This is a genomic window from Chryseobacterium sp. 3008163 (genome assembly GCF_003669035.1).
In the GTDB taxonomy this organism is placed as follows: Bacteria; Bacteroidota; Bacteroidia; order Flavobacteriales; family Weeksellaceae; genus Chryseobacterium.
The window spans coordinates 3,916,008-3,929,533 of sequence record NZ_CP033070.1; the positions used below are offsets into that span (position 1 = coordinate 3,916,008).

Annotated in this window: 18 protein-coding genes; 7 read left to right on the forward strand and 11 right to left on the reverse strand. The window is 34.2% G+C overall.

Annotated features, from left to right (window positions below):
* Positions 1-193: 193 nt before the first annotated feature.
* From EAG08_RS21475 to EAG08_RS18085, 5 genes are all read right to left on the reverse strand, one after another.
* Positions 194-334 (reverse strand): hypothetical protein, encoded by a 141-nt coding sequence (locus tag EAG08_RS21475; protein WP_164998592.1) that lies wholly within the window; start codon positions 332-334, stop codon positions 194-196.
* A gap of 11 nt (positions 335-345) precedes the next feature.
* Positions 346-828, reverse strand: a complete 483-nt coding sequence (locus EAG08_RS18075) for a hypothetical protein (RefSeq protein WP_129536645.1) — start codon at positions 826-828, stop codon at positions 346-348.
* Between the two features lie 424 nt (positions 829-1,252).
* Entirely contained in the window at positions 1,253-1,495 is a 243-nt protein-coding gene (locus EAG08_RS18080; protein ID WP_129536646.1) for a hypothetical protein, read from the reverse strand.
* A 229-nt stretch (positions 1,496-1,724) separates the two neighbouring features.
* A complete protein-coding gene (locus EAG08_RS21480) occupies positions 1,725-1,877 on the reverse strand; it encodes a hypothetical protein (protein WP_164998593.1) in 153 nt (50 codons plus the stop codon).
* The gene (locus tag EAG08_RS18085) at positions 1,867-2,298 is read right to left on the reverse strand and encodes a hypothetical protein (protein WP_228446639.1); all 432 of its coding nucleotides are present in this window, start codon (positions 2,296-2,298) and stop codon (positions 1,867-1,869) included. Before EAG08_RS18085 ends, EAG08_RS21480 begins: the two co-directional genes overlap by 11 nt.
* Positions 2,299-2,760: 462 nt before the next feature.
* Here EAG08_RS18085 and EAG08_RS18090 point away from each other — a divergent pair, with 462 nt between their 5' ends.
* The 5 genes from EAG08_RS18090 (at position 2,761) to EAG08_RS18110 (ending at position 7,660) form a co-directional block, all read left to right on the forward strand.
* Positions 2,761-3,459, forward strand: coding sequence for a DUF6261 family protein (locus EAG08_RS18090; protein ID WP_129536648.1), 699 nt, complete (start codon positions 2,761-2,763; stop codon positions 3,457-3,459).
* A gap of 662 nt (positions 3,460-4,121) precedes the next feature.
* A complete protein-coding gene (locus tag EAG08_RS18095; RefSeq protein WP_129536649.1) occupies positions 4,122-4,472 on the forward strand; it encodes a hypothetical protein in 351 nt (116 codons plus the stop codon).
* Positions 4,473-4,488: 16 nt separating this feature from the next.
* Entirely contained in the window at positions 4,489-5,247 is a 759-nt protein-coding gene (locus EAG08_RS18100; protein ID WP_129536650.1) for an NAD(P)-binding domain-containing protein, read from the forward strand.
* A gap of 253 nt (positions 5,248-5,500) precedes the next feature.
* On the forward strand, positions 5,501-5,854 hold the full coding sequence (locus tag EAG08_RS18105; protein ID WP_129536651.1) for a hypothetical protein: 354 nt from the start codon (positions 5,501-5,503) through the stop codon (positions 5,852-5,854).
* Positions 5,855-6,031: 177 nt separating this feature from the next.
* Positions 6,032-7,660, forward strand: coding sequence for an NADP-dependent glyceraldehyde-3-phosphate dehydrogenase (locus EAG08_RS18110; protein WP_129536652.1), 1,629 nt, complete (start codon positions 6,032-6,034; stop codon positions 7,658-7,660).
* Between the two features lie 107 nt (positions 7,661-7,767).
* Here EAG08_RS18110 and EAG08_RS18115 read toward each other — a convergent pair whose 3' ends face one another.
* The 4 genes from EAG08_RS18115 to EAG08_RS18130 form a co-directional block, all read right to left on the reverse strand.
* On the reverse strand, positions 7,768-7,992 hold the full coding sequence (locus tag EAG08_RS18115; RefSeq protein ID WP_129536653.1) for a hypothetical protein: 225 nt from the start codon (positions 7,990-7,992) through the stop codon (positions 7,768-7,770).
* Between the two features lie 36 nt (positions 7,993-8,028).
* Positions 8,029-8,529, reverse strand: coding sequence for a hypothetical protein (locus EAG08_RS18120; RefSeq protein WP_129536654.1), 501 nt, complete (start codon positions 8,527-8,529; stop codon positions 8,029-8,031).
* Positions 8,530-8,795: 266 nt separating this feature from the next.
* Positions 8,796-9,275, reverse strand: coding sequence for an RDD family protein (locus tag EAG08_RS18125; protein WP_129536655.1), 480 nt, complete (start codon positions 9,273-9,275; stop codon positions 8,796-8,798).
* Between the two features lie 360 nt (positions 9,276-9,635).
* On the reverse strand, positions 9,636-10,466 hold the full coding sequence (locus EAG08_RS18130) for an alpha/beta fold hydrolase (RefSeq protein WP_129536656.1): 831 nt from the start codon (positions 10,464-10,466) through the stop codon (positions 9,636-9,638).
* A 410-nt stretch (positions 10,467-10,876) separates the two neighbouring features.
* Between EAG08_RS18130 and EAG08_RS18135 the strand changes: the two genes are divergently transcribed.
* Together EAG08_RS18135 and EAG08_RS18145 are read left to right on the forward strand one after the other, a co-directional pair.
* Positions 10,877-11,371 (forward strand): RNA polymerase sigma factor, encoded by a 495-nt coding sequence (locus EAG08_RS18135; protein ID WP_129536657.1) that lies wholly within the window; start codon positions 10,877-10,879, stop codon positions 11,369-11,371.
* A 303-nt stretch (positions 11,372-11,674) separates the two neighbouring features.
* The gene (locus tag EAG08_RS18145; protein ID WP_129536659.1) at positions 11,675-11,995 is read left to right on the forward strand and encodes a hypothetical protein; all 321 of its coding nucleotides are present in this window, start codon (positions 11,675-11,677) and stop codon (positions 11,993-11,995) included.
* Positions 11,996-12,062: 67 nt separating this feature from the next.
* On the opposite strand, the gene EAG08_RS18150 is transcribed toward EAG08_RS18145, so the two are convergent.
* Together EAG08_RS18150 and EAG08_RS18155 are read right to left on the reverse strand one after the other, a co-directional pair.
* A complete protein-coding gene (locus EAG08_RS18150; RefSeq protein ID WP_129536660.1) occupies positions 12,063-12,629 on the reverse strand; it encodes a DUF417 family protein in 567 nt (188 codons plus the stop codon).
* A 61-nt stretch (positions 12,630-12,690) separates the two neighbouring features.
* Positions 12,691-13,524 carry a helix-turn-helix domain-containing protein gene (locus EAG08_RS18155; protein WP_129536661.1) on the reverse strand — a complete coding sequence of 278 codons (834 nt, stop codon included), beginning with the start codon at positions 13,522-13,524 and terminating at the stop codon, positions 12,691-12,693.
* Positions 13,525-13,526: the final 2 nt, after the last annotated feature.

Consider the following 13,526-nt stretch of genomic DNA (forward strand, 5'->3'; position numbering starts at 1 on the left):
TAGTTTTTAATTATGATTCTCGCTTCGTCACTTCGAGTAGCTTTTGAAAAAAGCGTATCGAGAAGTTTCACGCAAAAGTTCTCGATACATCCCGATTGCATCGGAAAACTCGAACTGACGAAAGCAATTTTATAAATAACAAAAACCTGCCAAAAAGCAGGTTTTTTTTCGTGCACGTCATTGCTAAGAGGAACTATTTATTCCCCTTAAACGTCACGCCAAGAGAAACCACAGTTTTTGTAAACTGATTTCCGTTGGCAATATCTCCGTTTCCGAGAACGAACTGATAACCGGCTCGTGTGGTCAGATACACCGATATATTCTCCTTCGTCATGCTTCCTATTTTCACTGAAAAATCAACGCCCCCTGAATGTTATAAAAAAGATCACGGTTGAGCTTTCGGGGAACTTCGTATTGATTGACAATCCACATTCCGTCAACTTCATTGTACTGCGTTTGGGTGCTGGTTTCATCGGGATTGACGAGACTTAAAAAATACAAACCGGTTGAGAGATACGTACTGAAAAAAACTTTATCGTTATTGATCACATCATTTTGAACTAAAAAATTGAGCGTCGCATGATTAGACCGTGTTCTGTCGGCTAAGTAGCCAAAATTTTCAGCATGTTTTTCGCTGGTAAAGCTCAGTGCTGCACCCAATGAAATACGGTCATTAATGTATCCTCTCATATTAAGATGTATCGCAGGTTGATACTGTCGAATCGCAGGCTGCCATTCTACTCCTCCGTAAAATGCTATCTTATCTTTCTGTGCAAAACAGATGTTGCCGCTCAGTAAAAATACCAGAATATAAAGTGCTTTTTTCATAACAAAGAATTTTAAGGTTCAACAGAAAAGAATGGAAAAATACTTTCTGAGAAAGATTTCATCATCACTCTTTACTTATAAGACTTTAAAATTCTGGAAAGGTTGCCTTGGTTAGGTGAATTTTGTGGAAATTGGAAAACCTGCTGTGAGGCAGGTTTTATTATAGCATTTTGAATGTAGATGGCGCAGATTTTAAATCCGTGCCTTAGCTCTTGTAAATGCTCACGGATTGCAAATCCGCTAAATCGGGTTTTTATCTTTCTATGAATGATGAAGAAAATATACTTTTTACAGAAGAAATGGTTATTGATTTTATGAAAAAGAAGATTTTTTCTTACATTACAAAGTTGTATTGAATGAGAGTTTGTTTTAAAACTTTTTAGATATGGAAAAACCTGCCAGAGAGGCAGGTTTTTGCTTATATTTATTTTAAGCCATCATAAATTTCTAATGTCTTTTTAATAATATCTTTTTCTTTCTGAGTTAACGTTCTATCATCGTGATATTGTTTTCCTTCATATCTTATTTTTGTAACTTTTGAAGTTGCAATTTTTTTTAATATTTCATATTCACTTTCTTTGACTTGAATATCTAACCATTCCCAAATTCTTGAATCGTGGTCTCTTTCCCATTTTCCGCTGACATTAAATTTTTCATCATCAACCATTAATATTGCATTGTTAATAAAAAGCCAATCTTCGTTAGTATATTGGAATTTTAATCTTAACCAATATTGATTGTCCTTATTTCCAATATATGGATAAATAAAATTGGTATTTGCATATTTTGGTGTCCTTGGATCACTATAGAAAACATCTCCTTCGAAATCATCCTTATTTTTTTTGAAGTTTTGAGAGCTTTTAGTGCTTTATCTTTATCTTCTTTACTTACTGTAGCTACACTATCTTTTGAGCTTGCGTTAAATTTGAAATGTTAGTTTTAGCGTCATCTGTTGTACTTGCTGTTTTCTCATCATCACTTCCGTATGCGATAAAAATAAATAAAGCAAATATCGAAGCAGAAGCTAAAGTTTTTAGATTATTGTTCATAGTTAAAAAATTTATAGTTTAATTGTTTTTTAAAAAGTATAAATGGTAAAATAAGTCCTAAAAGATAAAATAATAAGTCAATAATATCAAAAGTTCCTGAAACAATTTGAAAGATTTGAAAAATTTCAGAAAATATTGCAATTATTGGAATAATACATATCCACAAAAAGCTTTGTTTGTTAATAATAAAATTCCAAACAGAAATCATTAATGTAACATATGAAAAAACCCATAGACCATCAGGTAATGAAAAAATGAACCATTTGGGAATGTTCGAAGTATACTTCAACATTTCTATTCTAAATTTAAAATTTAAAAAATCAATTCCTAGATAATTTAGCCAAGAAAAAACTTTTAAGGTTGAAACTCTAAATAAAAGGTAAATAAAAGTTCCAAATATCAACGCTATTAATGAAATCAAAAAAATATTTTTCTCATATTTAGTTTTCGTATTTTTTAAGAAAAGTTAAATTTTAACATAAAACAGTATTCAAACATAGTATTGTTATATCCATTAGAAAATTCAAATATAATTAAACAAAATCATCGAAAATTACCATTTCCCGTAAACCAACAAAAAAGCACAAAATATTTTTTTCAAATCATTCTTAATCAAAACCTCCCGCATCTGCAAAATCTCCCAACCATTCATAAAACAAACCTCCCAACACCTCCATTTCTTTAAAACAACCCTGTTTATAACTTCCGTAGTCCCCCAGAAGTCTCCTGCAAGTTGCGGGAAACCTCCGGAGGAATTCTTTGGTTTAATACAACAGTGTTTGTGAGTTCCGGAGCACTCCGTTGGTTTAAAATAGGATTGTTTGCTACAAAAGAAGTTTTTTTTATATTTGATTTCTAATTTATTAATCAAAAACGCAAACAGATGAACATTGCACTCACTAAGTTGAGCACTAAAGACCTTGCGACTTTAGCTCAAAGAATTATTACCAACATTCAGTCAGGAAAATATCCTGTGATTTCCAACCATCCACTTACCGCAACTTTGCAGAATTCCTACACCGAATACGATGTGGTCTACACCAAGCAAATCTACAGCGGAAAAGGAAAAGATGTTGCCACGGCAGACCATGAGAGGGACGTCGCCTATACCAATCTCAAATCTTTTCTGGACGGTTACCGAAAGTTGCAGTCGGCACCCAATTATCAATCGGCGGAGGATTTGTACGGTGTTTTCAAAACTTTTGGGCTTGATCTCGACCGTTTAAGCTATTCTTCACAAACCGCTCAGATGAAAAAGCTGATTGAAGCTTTGGAAAGTCAGGAAAATCAAAATAAAATTGGGCTTCTTTCTCTGAACACGGCTTTCGCAGATATGAAAACAAAACACGAAGCTTTTGAAACTATCTTTGGCGAACAGGCAGAAGCCAATGCCAATCTCAGACAAATGACCAGCGCAAGCGCCATTCGTAAGGATCTGGAGAAAAACCTCAAAACATATATCAATTTGCTGACTGCCATGAAAGACGTTCCCGATTGGAAACTTCTCTACAGCGATACCAATGAGCTGGTAAAAGCAGCGAAAAATTCGGAGGTAAAACGGAAGGAAGAAAAACCGGAATAAACAGAAAGACTCAGCGGAATGCTGAGTTTTTTGTTGGAGTAATATGAAGTCGAGTCGTCGTCAGTTCGAGTGTTTTTCCAAAGGAAAAATGTATCGAGAAGTTTTTGAATGCGGACAAATTTTGTGCTTCGGTTCGCTGGTTCTCGATACATTTTTCTCTGTTTCACTTCGAAAAACACTCGAACTGACGTTATAGTAAACAAACTTCTGAAACGGTACGTCAGTTCGAGTAGGTTTTTGAAAAAAAACGTATCGAGAACTTTTTGTTTGATAAAGAACTTTTTTTTTCAGGTTATTGGTTCTCGATACATTTTTCTCCGTTTCACTGCGAAAAACACTCGAACTGACGATTTTACAAAAGCTTTCGAAACACCTCGTCAGTTCGAGTAGGTTTTTGAAGAAAACCGTATCGAGAACTTTTTGAATGATGCACAAATTTTGTTTTATACTCACTGGTTCTCGATACAAATTCTTTCAGAATTTTACTCGAACTGACGGTATTGTCTTACCAGATATTATCAACTATGTTGATGAATGTTTGTATTAAAATGATATTTTTGAAATATGAAAATGTTTAAAGCCGATTTATATAAGGTGTTCGATGAGAATGGAAATCTTGTTGGTGAACAAATCTTAGGATCTACTTTTGGAAAAAAGAACATTTGAAAGTAGACGGTGAAATTTATTATCACAAGGGAATAGGCTTTTTCGGTCGGGAAACTTATTATAATAATGAAGCTGGAAGATTGATGCTGAAAATAGATTCTGTGCACCAAAGAATATTTTATTACGGTGAAAAATATACTGAAATCTATTATTTTAAATCCAAGAGTTGGTATAACAGTTCGATTTCACTGTATCAATTTGAAAACGACCAACTGTTGGTGAAATTCAGACGAAGATACAATTTTCTAAAACCAATCTATGAGGTTCAGGTCGAAGAAAATTTCCACAATAAATTGGTTATTTTGGCATTTATATTTTATTATATCAAAGGCTATGAAGATGCATAAAGAACAATATTTAAATATGAAAAAACTAGGAATCATCGGCTGCGGCTGGCTCGGAAATCACATCGCAGAACGGTTATCAAATCAATATCAAATTTTCGCAACAACTACGACAGAATCGAAGGTCGACGAATTGCAATCTAAGGGGTATCAAACAACCCTGATTAATTTCCCTAATGAACTAGATGGAGAGATGAAACAATGGGAAGCTGCAAAAGAATTAGACGCCATCATTATCAGCGTTCCTTTTTCAGGAATAAGAGGTGTTCAAATTCCTATGAATGACAAACGGGAAAACCTGTTGAACTTCCTTGGTGATTTCAAAGGTCAGCTTTTCCTGATGAGTTCCACCGGAGTTTATTCTGAAACTGATCAAGACTTCACAGAAGATGATCAACCTGCAGAAAAAGTAGAAAGTGAAAGTTTCATTTTAGAAAAATCCCCTCAGACCAATATTTTAAGATTAGCCGGGTTGATGGGTGGTCAGAGACTTTTGAAGAATTACAATATATCCAATTTAGATCAGTTGGTCAATCATATTCACTATGCAGATATTTGTTCGGTCATCGAAAAAATGCTGAACAATCAATCGCAATCTAAAGTATACAATGTTGTTGCGCCCATCCACCCGAATAAGGAAGAAGTCATCAATGCTCAGAAAGATTTACCTTATGATGGCGAAAGAACAACGATTGGAAGAACCATTTCTCCTGAGAAACTAATGAAAGAACTGAATTTTGCATTTCAATATCCTGATCCGAGGTATTTTCATTTGTAGATTTTTTATGCAGGAAATTTTAACGCAAAGATTTAATTTAAAAACCGAAAAAACTTAAGGAGCAAAGGATTGAGGCAAGCCTCATTAAGCGTGAAAATTTGCCAGCTTCATCAAGTCAACTTGTTGACTCAACTTTGCTCTCTTCAAATATAATTCGATGGGATGAAAATCTTTGCGTTAATATTTTTGTCTGATAAAAACAGAAGAATTTTATTATATTGTCTCATAAAATGACACCAAAATTGATAAAATTATGATAGCTGAAATAGAAAAATATATAGAGATTCAAAATAATATTGATGAGATTCTGAAAAATTCTCCTTTCAAAATGTCATACATCATTGAGAAATCAGGAATTAAAAAGCCTACTTTTTTCAAAAAACTAAAAGAAAAAAGATTCACACCGGAAGAACTTTTAGTCATTTCTAAAACGATTGAACCTAAAGAATGGAGAAATGAAACCAAAGAAGAAATTCTGGAATCGCTGAAACGTTCAGAAGAAGATTTTAAAAATGGAAGAGTTCATGATTACAAAGAAGTAATAGAAGCAACAAGGTTACGTTTAGAAAAACATAGAAATGAAAATTACAAATCATTAGAAAAGTAATCACAAATACATTAACTCAGCAATTTTGCTGAGTTTTTTTATCCCTCAAAAAGCATATTAAATTTCATTCAAAAACCTTTTAAATAGAGCAAATCTATGAATTTGCTATTCCGAAAGTCGATCTTTAGCTCTAACTTTATTCTTTCAAATTCAAATTATTAAAAAAAAGAAAAATTTATGAGTTCAGAAAATACAACATCATTCAAGGAATTTTTTAAAAGCGAAAACGAAATCCCCGAAGAATATAAAGTTCAGGAAATTCACCAGAGAGTTTATCTTTTAAATGGCGAATTGGTAGAGTGGAAGGGCGATGTTACAGAGATTTATTCCCCGGTCTGCATCCGGACGGAAAACGGTTTAGAAAGAAAATTGCTGGGCAGCATTCCCAATATCGGACCGGATGAAGCAATGGAAGTGCTTGATGCCTCGGTAAAAGCCTATAACAACGGCCTCGGCGAATGGCCAACCATGTCTGTAGAAGGCCGCATCAAATGTATGCAGAAGTTTGTCTATTTAATGATCAAAGAACGTGATCTCATCATCAAATTGCTGATGTGGGAAATAGGGAAAACACTCCCAGATTCCACCAAAGAATTCGACCGTACCGTAGATTATATCAACCAAACCATTGATGCCCTAAAAGATCTTGATCGTGAGTCATCACGTTTTCAACAAGCGGAAGGTACTATTGCACAAATCAGAAGAGCGCCACTTGGAGTGGTTTTAAGCATGGGGCCGTTTAATTATCCTTTAAACGAAATATTCACAACGTTGATCCCTGCATTGATCATGGGGAATACGATTATATTTAAACTTCCTAAGCATGGTGTTTTGGCGCATTACCCTTTGTTGAATGCTTTTAAAGAAGCTTTCCCAAAAGGAACGGTGAATACTTTATACGGCAAAGGTTCAGAAATTATCACTCCAATTATGGAAAGTGGTAAAGTGAATGTTTTGGCATTCATTGGTTCGAGTAAAGTAGCCAACGGACTGAAAAAACTGCACCCAAAAGTCAACAGACTTCGTGCAATTTTAAGTTTAGATGCAAAAAACGCAGCCATCGTTACCAAAAATGCTAATCTCGATATTGCCGTGAGCGAGATTATTCTCGGAGCACTTTCTTTCAACGGACAGCGTTGTACCGCTCTGAAACTGATCTTCGTACAGAAAGAAGTTGCCGAAGAATTTACAGCTAAACTAACTAAAGCCGTTTCTGAATTAAAACCAGGATTACCTTGGGAAAAAGACGTGAAGATCACACCGCTTCCCGAAGCTAATAAACCGTCATATCTCAAAGAATGCATTGAAGATGCTTTAGCTAGAGGTGGAAAAGTTCTCAATGATAATGGTGGTTACAACGAAGAATCATTTGTTTTTCCTGCTGTGGTTTATCCGGTGAACAGTGATATGAAATTGTATCATGAAGAACAGTTCGGTCCTGTAATTCCAGTTGTTCCGTTTGAAGATATTGAAGAGCCGATTGAGTATCAGGTCAATGCAGACCATGGGATGCAGGTGAGTATTTTCAGTGAAGATGCTCAAGAAGTTTCACAGTTGATCGATCCGTTTGTGAATTTGGTGAGCAGAGTGAATATCAACTGCCAGGCACAGCGTGGTCCCGATGTTTTCCCTTTTACCGGAAGAAAAGATTCTGCCGAAGGTACGCTTTCAGTGTTTGATGCGCTTCGTTCGTTCTCCATCAGATCTTTGGTTGCTGCAAAATCTACGGAATCCAACAAAAATCTTCTGAACACCATTGTCAGAGATCACGATTCTAATTTTTTGAGTACAGATTATTTGTTTTAAACAACAATTGAGATATATTATAAAACCTGCTGTGAGGCAGGTTTTTGCTATTTTATTTTTGATGTTTTTGGATTTTACTTCCATGTCTTATTGTCAAAACTATTTGTTTAGCCATTCATCAATATCTTTTTGAAATCAGTACTGTAATGAACTTTTCCTTCGGCAATCTCATTTCTGGCTTCAGCAATAGCATTTTTTTCCTCTTCGTCAGTTATGTAAACTGATTTTTCAGTCTGAAATTTCAGCAATTGCAAAAGATCTTCAAGTCTTACCTTGTCGGTGATTGAATTGATTTGTTTGATAATATCAATCTTTAAATCTGCAGTATTCATGATAGCACTTTTAATTGTTCTATAAAATTATGAAAATTATTTATTCGTCAAGATACTCTCAATAGACTCCACAATTTCTTTTTCTACATTTTCTTCGTTTAGGGTTTCAAGTGTGTAGGTTTGTTCTTTCATGGCGGCGGTTCCGGTTCCGTTTTGGAAAATGGTGTCCTGGTGAACACCTATTTTTTTATAGAATTTATCGGCAGTGAACATAATGTGCGGAAACTTATTATTGGTATAAAAATTAGAATCCACATTTCTTGCAATCTGAAGCTTTATATTGGTTTGCCCATTTATTCCTGTTGCATTTTTACTTTCTTCATTCAGAGAGATTTTGCAACCATAGCCGTGTTGTCTCAGCATTCTTCTGAACTCCTGCATTTTTGGATCGATGAGGTTTTTGCACAACGTTTTAAAACCTTCAATAAATAAATCTTCTTCGCTTTTCTGCTTTTCCTGACTTTCTTTCAGTTTCTGTTCTTCCGTTTTTAAGTTTGAAAACAGAGAATTCAGTTTATTTAAATTTTCTTCTTTCATTTGATTTTGTATTTTCGAATTGGTTTTTAATGTACCAATTTTTATTTCTTTAAATATTTTTCAAATATAAATAAATCAGGACAAAATTATTTGGTAAAATCTCAAAACATCAATAATAAACCTATAGATTCTCCGAAAAACCATAAAAGAAATGGACAGCAAAATACCTGCAGCCCATTTTTATTTATGATGGATTTTCGTTCAGTTTAAGATTGATTTAACTTTAAATCATTAAGATTTTTTCTAAACTTTCAGAATTTCTAAAATTATCTTCTCTCTCTTCCAATCTCCGCTACCACAAGCGTTCCTGCAAGATTATCATGCAGACATTGATTTTTATCGTTGAAGAAAAACATCAGATAACCGATGAAAAATGTAAGAAAATTAAGGATGTTTGCAAAGAAACGACCTGTAGATTGTCCAAAATTAATTTTAGCACCATCGGTACTTACTAATTTGATATTGACCGCTTTTTGTCCAAGGGTCTGCTGATCTGAGCTGCAATGCATCAGTGCAAAATACAGCCACCCGGGAAGTATCGGGATAAAGGCAGACGGTAAGACAATGATTAAGACATCAAGAATCCTTGCACCCAATCGCTCACCAAAATTGGCGAAACGGTAGTGTACGATGTGGTTTTGCTCGTAGACTCTGATGGTATTATCTGATAAATATTCTACATAACCGATTTTCTGTTTTATCGAAGTTTTTTGAGGGATGTGTGTTGGTAAATTGTTACTAACCATCGGTGGCGAAACTAGATTAAATAAGCTTTTAAGTTCTTCGATTTGCTCTGCTTCTGTCCAGTTCGTAATGCCTCCATGCCAGACGAGATCGTCTTTTTGATATTTAATTCCTTCAGTTGTTGAATTGTAAACGGACCTTTTCTGTCTGATCCATCAATGAGAAAGTATTTTTGTTCCATAATTTGTATTTATTTTATCTCTTAAATAGGATATAAATTGTTTATTTAAGAATTGCCAAATATAAAGAACCTCGTTCATTCATGAAAATGTTATTTTGTAATTTTTTTTGGCTTAAACCTAAAAAGAAATGAACCGCAAAAATCTTGCAGTCCATTTTTATTTGTGATGAATTATGTGATGTTAATTTTCTCTCAAAAATGAAGTAATAGTATCGTTCAGTTGGTCGGCATGTGTGACGTTTAAACCATGCGGAGCACCTTCGATGATTACAAACTTATTGTCTGCAATACCTTCAGCTGCTTGCTTTCCGGCAGTTTCTATAGGAACGATCTGGTCATTGTCCCCATGTACAATCAGTGTTTTTACGTTAATGCTTACTAATTCAGGGCGGAAGTCTGTATTTGCCCAGCTTTCAGCACATTTTATTGTGGCGATTGGAGAGGCGTGTGAGGTGATACTCCAATCGTAATTAAGCTGTGCTTGACTTACGGTTTGTGAGAGCAATCCGTAGTTGTAAAAGTTTTTGTGAAAGGTTTCAAGGAAAGTAACTCTGTCTTTTTTCAGGCTATCCATAATTCCATCTAAATCTTCCTGTGGAACACCGTTCGGATTGTCATCTTTCTGTTTTACCAAAGGAATAATTGAAGAAATTAATGCGATTTTATCTACATTCTCTGAGCCGTAGTTTGTTATGTAACGAACTACTTCTCCACCGCCCATTGAGAATCCGAAAAGGATGACATTTTTTAATTCTAATTGAGAGATTAATTCATGAAGATCAGCGGCTAATCCGTTATAATCATAACCCGCCAAAGTAGGTGCTGACTTCCCGAAACCTCTTCTGTCGTAAGTAATCACACGATAACCTAGACTCAGAAGTACAGGAACCTGAAGTTCCCAAGATTTTCCGCTCAAAGGCCACCCGTGAATTAAAATAATCGGCTGTCCGGAACCGAAATCTTCGTAATAAAGTTCGAAATTTTTGTTGTCTTGTTTTGTAATGTAAGGCATGTTGATGTTTTTTGGTGTGTTTACGTAAACACAAATTTTGCGCCACGACTTGTGTGAAATAAAGATGTGGTATGTGTTTGTGATGATTTAATTATTTTTAGAAGATTTAAAATTTGATATGCTTTTGGGTTGATTGTGTGTACGCAAAACCTTGTCAAGGTTAACTTACTGTGTTTAATTTTGGAAGCTTTAATCGCAAAGTGAGACAAAGTTTTTTTTATATTCTTGCTGTTTTTAAGATAAACAAAGTCGTAAACTTCGGAAAGAAACACAAGTTATTATTAAGGTGATTTAACCTTGACAAGGTTGCCAAATGAAAGATGATTGAAAACTTATTAAATAAAAAATAAAAAATAAAAAATGTGTAACATTTATTTCAAACAACTACTAACTCCATAGAGTTGAAAGCCATGACCTCATTAGAACAGGAATTTTTACATAAAATAGAAAAGCATAAAGGAATCATTTTTAAGATTTCTAAAATGTACATGGATAATAAAGACGACCGCGACGATCTTTTTCAGGAAATAACCTATCAGGTCTGGAAGGCGTACGCAGGTTTCAGAGGCGAAAGTGAATTTTCAACGTGGCTGTACAGAATCGCTTTGAATACGGCGATTGTCTTCTTGAAATCAGAAAAGAAAAGAAGCTTTATCAATAACGAAGATTTTACTGATTACAAAATTGTGCAGGATGAATATGACCTCGAAAAAGAAGAGAAACTCTCTGCAATGTATAAAGCGATTAATCAACTAAACCCTATCGATAAAGCATTTATTTTTTATTATCTGGAAGATTTCTCAGGGAAAGAAATTGCCGACCAAATGGGAATCTCTGAGGGAAATGTACGTGTGAAAATGAACCGAGCAAAAAACAAACTGAAATATATCTTAAACTCAAAATAATTATCAACTTTTTAAATCAATTACAATGAATATAGATGACCTTAAAAACACGTGGAATGACGATGTGTCTGAGGAAACACCCGAAATCAGTATCGAGCATAGCAATAAAATAAATCTTCCGTTAGAAAAAATCCGTAAAAATATGCGAATGGAGTTTTGGTCAACGGTCGGAATTTTAATCTTTGGATTTTTCATAGTTTGGATTCCTGTTCCGGAAGCTCCATTCAAGTTTAAATTTTATCTAACGGTATTGCTGTTTTCAATGGTAATCGTGGTGTCTTTTTTTTCAGTAAATTTTTTAAATTGTATAAAGATATCAGTAGCCCGATGATGAAAACTTATGAGAGTCTGAAGGATTTAAAGTATCAGTTTGATCTGAATAAACAGTATTACCTTTCATTTATGCTTTCGTTTGTGCCGTTTTTGGTGTGTGAACTGATTATTGTAATTGAATTTATTCCTCATCCCACACCGTTGAGTAATGTTCAGATTGCCACCACCATTCTTTCAATGCTTGCAGTTGGACTTTTTGGTCTATTCTTACTTGTAAAGTATTGGTATAGAGTTTTTTATGGAAAATATGTGAGTCAGATTGAAAGTCTTTTGACTGAGCTTAAAAAATAACGTTTAGATTTTCGAGCAGAGTTTCGGCGGGCCCTTGGGCCCGCCGAAACCCGTTAATTATAAAAATTTACACCTTTCTCAAATTCAAAATACTTTTTGCGGAATCTGATGCGATCACCAATCCTGCTCCCATCATAATGAGATCTTTTATAACCAATCTTCCCGCTCCAGAAAGTAGAGGAAATCCGTATTCGGAACTTCCTAAATCGGGAACCCAGACTTCGGGTGTTGTAATGAGAAATGAAAGAGTTACAAAAGACATTCCTGCCGTTAAAATTCCACTTATTAAACCAATTTTCGGATAAAAAATTCCCAATAAAACTGAAATTCCGATTAGAACAATTGCCGTTCCTAATCCGTGAGAAAAAGTATATGTTCCGTTCGCTTCATGCCATTTTACATTTTCAGGAACGACTTCACCTTCTTTATTTTTGTGAAGCTTGTAATTATCTTCATCCGAAACATTTTTATTCAGCATAAAATTCATAAAGGGTGAGTTTGCTACAAAAGGAATAATTCCTTCTGCTTCGTAATGAAAGGCTTTCAAGCCGCCAATCCAAGCCATTACGATAAAAATGCTTATTCTTAAAAAATGAATAAAATTTTTCTGTGAGTTTGCTAAGAGTTCTAACATAATTTATTTTTTGACAAAGTTATGCTGAACCCAAAGCCTATGAAATGGACGATTGTGGACGTTATTTGTACAAATCTGCCACAATGGAAATTCCTGTTTCTTTTCTGAATTGTGAAGGCGAAATTCCGACGTATTTTTTAAAATATTTGCTGAAATGAAATTCATCATTAAAATTGAGTTCTACAGCTATCTCTTTGATTGATTTTCTTGTGAGATGAATCTGTTTTTTCGCTTCCAGAATTACCATTTCCTGAATAATCTGAGAGGGTGTTTTATTAAATTTAGATTTAATTTTTTTGCTTAATGTGTTGGAAGTTACGTGAAGTAAATCTGCATAAAAAGACAGATTCTTTTCCGAAAGGAAATGTTCTTCCACCAAATTTTGAAATGATTTGAGTTCGTTAAACTCATCTTTAATTAATTCTTTATCAGGAAGTAATTTATTCTTTTCACGACTTGAAATTGCCAAAATCAGCTGAAGATATGACTGTAAAACAGAACCTGAAAAATCTTCATTGTGATTTACTTCCTGAATTTTTGAAAAGTATTCTGAAATTTCCAAATAAACTTGTTCTGTTAAAGAAAAATGTGGAAAAAGATAGATGTTGTTGAAAAGTAAACCGTTGCAAGCAACTTCTTTTTTATGAAATTCTATACAATAAAAGTCACTGTGAAAATTTAGAACTTCAACATCGATTTGAGCTTCACTTACAATCTGAATATTCTGAAAAGGTGAAGAAAAAAATACAGTTTTTCCGGTAAAATCATATTCTACAAAATCAACGACGATTTTTCCGTTTCCGTCAAACAGAAAAATATGATACATTGAATCGGCGAATATATTTCTGAAATACTCTGAACTCTCTTTCTGGACAGAAAAAAATGTATTTTTCATAT

Excerpts from the sequence above, each read along its gene's own strand:
- EAG08_RS18135 (WP_129536657.1), top strand. The coding sequence starts at position 10,877 with ATGACCTCATTAGAACAGGAATTTTTACATAAAATAGAAAAGCATAAA.
- EAG08_RS18125 (WP_129536655.1), bottom strand. The coding sequence starts at position 9,275 with ATGGTTAGTAACAATTTACCAACACACATCCCTCAAAAAACTTCGATA.
- EAG08_RS18100 (WP_129536650.1), top strand. The coding sequence starts at position 4,489 with ATGAAAAAACTAGGAATCATCGGCTGCGGCTGGCTCGGAAATCACATC.
- EAG08_RS18115 (WP_129536653.1), bottom strand. The coding sequence starts at position 7,992 with ATGAATACTGCAGATTTAAAGATTGATATTATCAAACAAATCAATTCA.
- EAG08_RS18155 (WP_129536661.1), bottom strand. The coding sequence starts at position 13,524 with ATGAAAAATACATTTTTTTCTGTCCAGAAAGAGAGTTCAGAGTATTTC.
- EAG08_RS18110 (WP_129536652.1), top strand. The coding sequence starts at position 6,032 with ATGAGTTCAGAAAATACAACATCATTCAAGGAATTTTTTAAAAGCGAA.
- EAG08_RS18150 (WP_129536660.1), bottom strand. The coding sequence starts at position 12,629 with ATGTTAGAACTCTTAGCAAACTCACAGAAAAATTTTATTCATTTTTTA.
- EAG08_RS18075 (WP_129536645.1), bottom strand. The coding sequence starts at position 828 with ATGAAAAAAGCACTTTATATTCTGGTATTTTTACTGAGCGGCAACATC.
- EAG08_RS18090 (WP_129536648.1), top strand. The coding sequence starts at position 2,761 with ATGAACATTGCACTCACTAAGTTGAGCACTAAAGACCTTGCGACTTTA.
- EAG08_RS21475 (WP_164998592.1), bottom strand. The coding sequence starts at position 334 with ATGACGAAGGAGAATATATCGGTGTATCTGACCACACGAGCCGGTTAT.
- EAG08_RS18120 (WP_129536654.1), bottom strand. The coding sequence starts at position 8,529 with ATGAAAGAAGAAAATTTAAATAAACTGAATTCTCTGTTTTCAAACTTA.
- EAG08_RS18130 (WP_129536656.1), bottom strand. The coding sequence starts at position 10,466 with ATGCCTTACATTACAAAACAAGACAACAAAAATTTCGAACTTTATTAC.
- EAG08_RS18105 (WP_129536651.1), top strand. The coding sequence starts at position 5,501 with ATGATAGCTGAAATAGAAAAATATATAGAGATTCAAAATAATATTGAT.
- EAG08_RS18080 (WP_129536646.1), bottom strand. The coding sequence starts at position 1,495 with ATGGTTGATGATGAAAAATTTAATGTCAGCGGAAAATGGGAAAGAGAC.
- EAG08_RS21480 (WP_164998593.1), bottom strand. The coding sequence starts at position 1,877 with ATGAACAATAATCTAAAAACTTTAGCTTCTGCTTCGATATTTGCTTTA.